Here is a 1,828-nt window from a genome sequence, read left to right on the forward strand (position 1 = left end):
GCCCCCGCTGGGGCCCGGGGGGGGGGCGCGTGATGGGGGGCCGGGGGGGCGGGCGCCGTGAACCACCCCCCATTCAGATCCGCGCCGGCGGCCCCCCCGCCCGCCCGGGGCAGGTTTGCCCCGCACCTGCCCACGGGGACTGACCCGACGTCAGGCCCGTCGCTCCCCTCAATCCCTCTTCCAGAGCCGAGGACCCCATGACTTCTGGCACCACTGCGCCCACCGGGAACTACATCGCCGCGATCGACCAGGGCACGACCTCCAGCCGGTGCATCATCTTCGGTGCCGACGGCCGGATCGTCGCCGTCGACCAGCAGGAGCACTCGCAGATCTTCCCGCAGCCGGGCTGGGTCGAGCACGACGCCGCCGAGATCTGGACCCGTGTGCGGTCGGTGATCCGCGGCGCGCTGGAGAAGGCCGGCCTGACCAGGGACGACATCCGCGCGATCGGCATCACCAACCAGCGCGAGACCACCGTCCTCTGGGACAAGAACACCGGTGAGCCCGTCCACAACGCGCTGGTCTGGCAGGACACCCGCACCGAGGCGCTCTGCCGCGAGCTCGGCCGCAACGTCGGCCAGGACCGCTACCGCCGCGAGACCGGCCTCCCGCTGGCCAGCTACTTCGCCGGCCCGAAGATCCGCTGGCTGCTGGACAACGTCGAGGGCCTGCGCGAGCGCGCCGAGGCCGGCGACATTCTCTTCGGCACCATGGACACCTGGGTCATCTGGAACCTCACCGGCGGCGTCAACGGCGGCAAGCACGTCACCGACGTCACCAACGCCAGCCGCACCATGCTGATGAACCTCCACACCCTGGAGTGGGACGAGAAGATCGCCGAGTCCATGGAGGTGCCGCTCACGGTCCTCCCGGAGATCCGCTCCTCCGCCGAGGTCTACGGCCACGCCGTGGGCGACCTGGAGGGCGTCCCCGTCGCCTCCGCGCTCGGCGACCAGCAGGCCGCGCTGTTCGGCCAGACCTGCTTCGACGAGGGCGAGGCCAAGTCGACCTACGGCACCGGCACCTTCCTGCTGCTCAACACCGGTGAGAAGGTCGTCAACTCCTACCACGGCCTGCTGACCACCGTCGGCTACCGGATCGGCGACCAGAAGCCGGTCTACGCCCTGGAGGGCTCGATCGCCGTCACCGGCTCGCTCGTGCAGTGGCTGCGCGACCAGCTCGGCATCATCTCCACCGCCGCCGAGATCGAGACCCTCGCCTCCACCGTCGAGGACAACGGCGGCGCCTACTTCGTCCCGGCCTTCTCCGGCCTGTTCGCCCCGTACTGGCGCTCCGACGCCCGCGGTGTGATCGCCGGCCTGACCCGGTACGTGACCAAGGGCCACCTGGCCCGGGCCGTCCTGGAGGCCACCGCCTGGCAGACCCGCGAGGTCGTCGACGCCATGGAGAAGGACTCCGGCGTCACGCTGACCGCCCTGAAGGTGGACGGCGGCATGACCTCCAACAACCTGCTCATGCAGAACATCGCCGACGTCCTGGACGCCCCGGTCGAGCGCCCGTACGTGGCCGAGACCACCGCGCTCGGCGCCGCCTACGCGGCCGGCCTCGCGGTCGGCTTCTGGAACGACCTCGACACCCTGCGGGCCAACTGGCACCGCGCCGCCGAGTGGACCCCGCGGATGGACGAGGCCACCCGGGAGCGCGAGTACAAGAAGTGGCTCAAGGCCGTCGAGCGCACGATGGGCTGGGTGGAGGAGGACGAGCAGAACTGACGGACCGGGGGGGCGGGGGGGGGGCGCCCCCCCCGCCCCCCCGCGCCGGGGCGCCCCCCCCCCGCCCCCGGGCCCGCCCCCGCGGCGCCCCCGGC

1 protein-coding gene is annotated in these 1,828 nt (G+C 72.5%); it reads left to right on the forward strand.

Annotation, left to right across the window (positions count from 1 at the left end):
* Window positions 1-197: 197 nt before the first annotated feature.
* Window positions 198-1,733, forward strand: a complete 1,536-nt coding sequence (gene glpK, locus ACFV0G_RS38945; protein ID WP_380558521.1) for a glycerol kinase GlpK — start codon at window positions 198-200, stop codon at window positions 1,731-1,733.
* Window positions 1,734-1,828 lie beyond the last annotated feature (95 nt).

This window comes from Kitasatospora sp. NPDC059571, from assembly GCF_042735675.1.
In the GTDB taxonomy this organism is placed as follows: domain Bacteria; phylum Actinomycetota; class Actinomycetes; order Streptomycetales; family Streptomycetaceae; genus Kitasatospora.